The organism is Alphaproteobacteria bacterium, assembly GCA_005883305.1.
Taxonomy (GTDB): Bacteria; Pseudomonadota; Alphaproteobacteria; order Sphingomonadales; family Sphingomonadaceae; genus Allosphingosinicella.
In genome coordinates, this window is sequence record VBAC01000003.1 from 1 (window position 1) to 4,906 (window position 4,906).

The window sequence follows — 4,906 nt, forward strand, 5'->3', positions numbered from 1 at the left end:
CCCCACAGATCCGGACGTGCGCAATTCACGCATCCGGCTCTTCGGTCACGGGTTCGCCGCACGCGGGAGGAGTGGTCGCATGATGATGCGCGGCTGCGGAAGCGGGTGACGCTTCGGCAGTCGGTTCATGGTATCCCATCGGCGAGTGACGTCTTCCGGGTGCCGGTCGCGTGGCAGTAGGGGTATGCGCGGAGGCCACGATGGACGAGGCGAAGAAGACGGCGGATGGGCGACGGCGTTGGGAGCATTGGACCGAGGATCAAGCCCGAGCGTCGCTTGAGGAGCTCGCGCAGTCGGGGGTGAGCATGCAGCAATTCGCGCAGAACAAGGGAGTATCGACGCAGCGGATTGCGTACTGGAAGAAGCGGCTGGCGGAGGGCGGCGCGACCACGTTCATCGCGGTGCCGTTGTCGATCCGGACGCGGCCGGAAGAGTCGTTGACCATGCGCCATCTCGAGATCGCCGTGGGCCGAGTCGCGATTCGCATTCGAGAGGATCTCGATGTCGAGCGACTGGTTCGAATCATCGGCGCGCTGGCACGCGAGACGGCCTGATGCTCCCCCTGCCACCCGGCGTCCGCGTCTTCGTCGCGACGGGCCGAGTGGATGGGCGTAAGGGAATCGATGGGCTGAGCGCGCTCGTGAGGTCGCAATTTCTGGAAGACCCGCTGTCGGGGTCGATGTACGTTTTCTTCTCGCGTCGCGCGGACCGCGTTCGGGTTCTCTATTTTGATCGCGACGGTTACGTGCTCATCACGAAACGATTGGAGAAGGGGGTCTACCGGCTGCCTTGGCGCGCGGAGCAGGGGCGCGTGGTGATCGAAGCAGCGGAGCTGCTCTTGGTGCTGGAAGGGATCGAGCTTCGTGGAGCAGGACGGCGAGCGCGGTGGTCGCCATCGTCAGGTGTTCGACCGCTACCTGCTTGGTGAGGTCGATTTTAGCCGCCACGATGATCGAAATCTCTTTCCATTCGTCGCGCGTTTTGGCAGAGAAGATGGAGCGTGTCCGCACCGGGTGAGAAGCCTCGATCGATCACGAGCCCGATCGATCCCGATCTGGGCGCGGTAAGGAAATTCATCGAGGAGATGCTCCAAAAGGGAGCCGTCGCCGGATTGGTGGCTGCGATCGTCGCGCTGTTGATGAAGATGCGCGACCTCAACACCGAGCTGATGAAGAAGCTCGCGAGCAAGTCGCGCAAGCGCCCGCCCAACGAAGCGATGCGACGGTTGCAGATGGAGCTGCCGTTCTTGTGCGCGCCGGCGGCGAATGACGCGAAGCCTGAGGTCTCCGATGGCAAGAAGCCGAAGAAGCGCGGTGCCAAGAAACCGAAGGCCCATGGGCGTCCCATGTTGCCATCGCACTTGCCTCGCGTCCCCAACGTACTGCTTGTTGCCGCAGCCAAGCGCACATGCCCGGACTGCAACGTGGAGGTCAGGCGTATCTGCCTCAAGACAACGGCGGAGAAGCTGGATGTCGAACCTTCGAAGTTCATCGTCTCGCAGACACAGGTCGAGACGTGCGGCTGCCCCAAGTGCCACCAGTACATCGTGACGGCGGACAAGGGAGACGAGATCGTTGACCGCGGCATCCTCGGCAACGAGCTTCTCGTGCAGGCCATGGTCGACCACTACCAGGACGCGGTGCCATGGGAGCGGATGGAGCGAAACGCGCGGCAAGAGCGCGTGCCGCTGGCGGCCAATACCCTCGCGTCTTCCGTGGGTCGCATGATCGATCTGTTCGACCCGATCGTGCGCCACGTCCGCGAGGCGTGCCTATCCTCGAGCTTCACCGCGCTCGACGCCACGCGCATGCCGGTGCTCGAGCCGCTGCATCCGCTTGGTATCACAAGCGGCGCGCTTTGGCTCATCGAGGGAGCGCACCGCTACGCATGCTTTCTGTACGCGCCGAGCGCGCACAGCGAGCATCTGAGGAAGTTCTTCGAAGGGCGCAAGCTCGGCAGTGTGATGTGCGATGGGTCACCCACCAACAACTGCGTCGAGAAAGACGCCGGCGGCCATCGCGGCGGTTGCAATGCCCACGGCCGGCGCGGCCTCGTCGAGGCACTCCGCGGCGGCGACGCGCGCGCCGTCCAAGGCCTCGAGCTGTACGCGAGGATCTTCCACGTCGACGCGGAATCCAAACGCCTGGGCGAAACGCTCGAGCAGCGCTTCGAGCGACGGCAGCGCGACAGCGCGCCCGTCGTCTGGGAGCTGCGCGCCTGGGTCGACGTTTGGCGCGCGGATGTCGAGCCCAAGAGTGTTCTCGGCAAGGCCCTCGGTTATCTCCATCGCCAGTGGCCGCGCTTGACGGCATTCCTGCGCGACCCGCGCATGGAGCTGACCAACAACGAGGTCGAGGGCGACCTTCGTACCTGGGTGCTGGATCGCAAGACATGGCTCTTCGTCGGTCACGAGACGAGCGCGCGGCGCGCCGCCGACGCGCTGACGATCCTCACGACCTGCAAGAAGATGGGTATCAATCCCCGTTCCTATCTGCGCGACACACTCGCCAAGATTCTCGCGGGTGAGAAACACCTCGCAGCGCTGTTGCCGGAAACGTATGCCGCGTCGACCGTCGAGCGCGCGTCTCCGGTCGCGGCGTAGTCGCCGCGCAACCGATGGCGACGCCGAGACGGATGACGCCGGACGGCGGGCGTGGTTGATTGTGCCCATGCTGCCGCTCGAGGGAACGCTGCTGGAGAAGCTACGCAAGATCGAGGCTCTGCACGCCGGCACGAACGTCGACGGCGAGCGAGAAGCCGCGCGGCGCGCCGCCGAGCGCATCCGCGCACGCCTTGCCGAGCTGCGCAACCGCGAACAGGATGAGGAGCTCTTCTACTCGCTACCCGACCCCTGGAAACGCAAGCTGTTCCTCGCGCTCTGCCGGCGCTACGGGCTCGCCCCTACCGAGAACCTGGCCGGCGCTACAGCACGGTGATCGTCCGTGCACCAAAGGCGTTCCAGCATGGAACCCTTTGGCCGGAGTTTCTCGCACTCTCCGAGGAGCTGCATGCCCACCTCAATCAGCTGACCGAGCGCGTCATCCGCGAGGCAATCAATGAGGACATGAGCGAACCGACCGAGGCCGTTCCCAAGGCCTTGCCCGGCGCAGTCGGCGGTTGACTGCCATCCCTCTTCCCGCACACGACCGTTCGAAGATCAATACCCTTCCCTGGCGTCGTTCGCCGATGGGATACGTTGCCGTCGCCGTCAAGGACCACGTCAACGTCAACGAATGGGCGAAAAGGTCATCAGGTCGATGGAAACGGAGCACTAGTGCCGTCCACCAGAAATAGTGGCCTATTTCTGGTGGACCCGCGCTCCGCGCGGCGCAGCTTCGCTGCGGGCACTATCACTTTGTTTCTGCGGGGGCCCTGCCCCCGCCCCACCGGAGCACGTCCGGTTTGGGGCCCCACCCCCGCGGCGCCCTCCGGCGCCGACGTCCACGCTTCATTACAGCGCATGACTTCCGGTTGCGCGAACTAGTTCCGCCCGGCGGAGGTTCGGGCCGCTTTCTTTCCCCAGGACTTGGGGCGGTAGGTCCAATGGAAGGGCTGGTCGGTTTGGTCGTGCCAGAGCATGTAGGCGTAGAGCTTCGTACAGAGATCGTCGGTTGAAGTGAACGACCCGCGCGCGAGGACGCGCCTGCCAAGTATTGAGAACGCGCATTCGATCTGGTTGAGCCAGGAAGCATGTTTGGGCGTGAAGTGCCGCTTCCAGCGAGGATGCGCTTCGAACCAGTCGTTGACCTCGTCGGTATCGTGCGCGAAGAGGTTGTCCATTACGATGTGGCCGTTGCCTTCTGGGTAGCAGGCATCGACCACGTTGAGCAGGTCCACGAAGGTGGAACCATCGTGGTCCTCCGAGCAGAAACCGAACAGCTTGCCGCGCCTTACGTCGAGAGCTCCCATCAGCGCGAGCGTACCGTGGCGGATGTACTCGAATTCGCGACGCACCGGCTGACCGGGCCGCATGGCAATGTCGGCGTAACGCCGCTCGAGCGCCTGCATTCCGGTCTTCTCGTCGACGCAGATGACGTGCTCCCGGGTTGGCGTCTCGTAGTAGACGCGTAGCACGTCATCGCGCTTCTCACGGAACTCTTCGTCGTGTGAGGTCAGCCACATTTTTTGCCGGTGCGGCTGAAGCTCCGCTTGGCGCAGAATGCGCCTCACGGTCGATTCGCTCAGGTCCCAGCCCTCGCGCCGCAAGTAGTCGGCAAGTAGATGTGCCGACCAATGCGTAACGGGAATGCCTACGTCGCCGGGTGGACGGCAGGCCTCGGCGACGACTCTGGCCGCCTGCGCGTCGGAGAGAGAGAGGGCGGTCGACCCGACCGCGGGGCGTCCGCCAGCTTCGCGCTCGGCTTGGTGCACGCAAAGCGCTTGCGCCACTTGCGAACCGTCCGCTCGTTGACGCCCAAGACTTTCGCTACATCCATCGCCGCTACCCCGTCGGACAACATCAGCAGGGCTTGCGCTCGGAGCACGATTCGCTTCTCTGCCTTCGCCGGCCGCAGTGCCGCCTCGACGCTTCGCCGCTCTTCAGCTGCCAGCGCCAGTGGCACCGTCGGGCGGCCGGGATGAGGCCGGTCCACCAACGACGTATAGTCAATCATGCCACTCTCTTATCCGACCTCGTGAAACAGGGCCAAATAACGGGCGGGCGGTACTAGTCCTACTGACCTGCCCGAGCTTCGGCGGTCCGCTATTCTGGGCGGGAAGCATGTGGGAAAGCGATCCGATTTCGGGCGAGATTGGGATGACATACTTTCGACCTGGTGTTCGGGCCAACCGATCGCAATGGCTGCCGGTACCGCTTGGGAGGCAATCGGAAGAGTCGAGCGACTCTGCCCCGAGTTTCTCGACCCGATTCTCGCTGGACCAGCGCGGGGCCCTTACCTGATTGCGC

The 4,906-nt window shown here is 64.2% G+C and carries 5 protein-coding genes and 1 pseudogene; 4 read left to right on the top strand and 2 right to left on the bottom strand.

What is annotated here, in order from left to right; translation table 11 throughout:
* The first annotated feature begins 200 nt into the window (after positions 1-200).
* From E6G92_14975 to E6G92_14990, 4 genes and pseudogenes are all read left to right on the top strand, one after another.
* Positions 201-554, top strand: a complete 354-nt coding sequence (locus E6G92_14975; protein ID TMJ17164.1) for a hypothetical protein — start codon at positions 201-203, stop codon at positions 552-554.
* Positions 554-928 carry an IS66 family insertion sequence element accessory protein TnpB gene (tnpB, locus tag E6G92_14980; GenBank protein TMJ17165.1) on the top strand — a complete coding sequence of 125 codons (375 nt, stop codon included), beginning with the start codon at positions 554-556 and terminating at the stop codon, positions 926-928. The genes E6G92_14975 and tnpB overlap by 1 nt, the downstream gene beginning before the upstream one ends.
* A 72-nt stretch (positions 929-1,000) precedes the next feature.
* Positions 1,001-2,602 (top strand): IS66 family transposase, encoded by a 1,602-nt coding sequence (locus tag E6G92_14985; protein ID TMJ17166.1) that lies wholly within the window; start codon positions 1,001-1,003, stop codon positions 2,600-2,602.
* 67 nt (positions 2,603-2,669) lie between these two features.
* Positions 2,670-3,121 (top strand): annotated as a pseudogene (locus E6G92_14990) (hypothetical protein).
* Positions 3,122-3,480: 359 nt separating this feature from the next.
* Here the strand turns inward: E6G92_14990 and E6G92_14995 are convergent.
* Both E6G92_14995 and E6G92_15000 read right to left on the bottom strand, forming a co-directional pair.
* Entirely contained in the window at positions 3,481-4,371 is an 891-nt protein-coding gene (locus tag E6G92_14995) for an IS630 family transposase (protein TMJ17167.1), read from the bottom strand.
* On the bottom strand, positions 4,251-4,613 hold the full coding sequence (locus tag E6G92_15000; protein ID TMJ17168.1) for a helix-turn-helix domain-containing protein: 363 nt from the start codon (positions 4,611-4,613) through the stop codon (positions 4,251-4,253). The genes E6G92_14995 and E6G92_15000 overlap by 121 nt, the downstream gene beginning before the upstream one ends.
* Positions 4,614-4,906 lie beyond the last annotated feature (293 nt).

Bases quoted from the DNA above. Each gene is read 5' to 3' on its own strand.
- E6G92_14975 (TMJ17164.1), top strand. From the start codon at position 201: ATGGACGAGGCGAAGAAGACGGCGGATGGGCGACGGCGTTGGGAGCAT.
- tnpB (TMJ17165.1), top strand. From the start codon at position 554: ATGCTCCCCCTGCCACCCGGCGTCCGCGTCTTCGTCGCGACGGGCCGA.
- E6G92_15000 (TMJ17168.1), bottom strand. From the start codon at position 4,613: ATGATTGACTATACGTCGTTGGTGGACCGGCCTCATCCCGGCCGCCCG.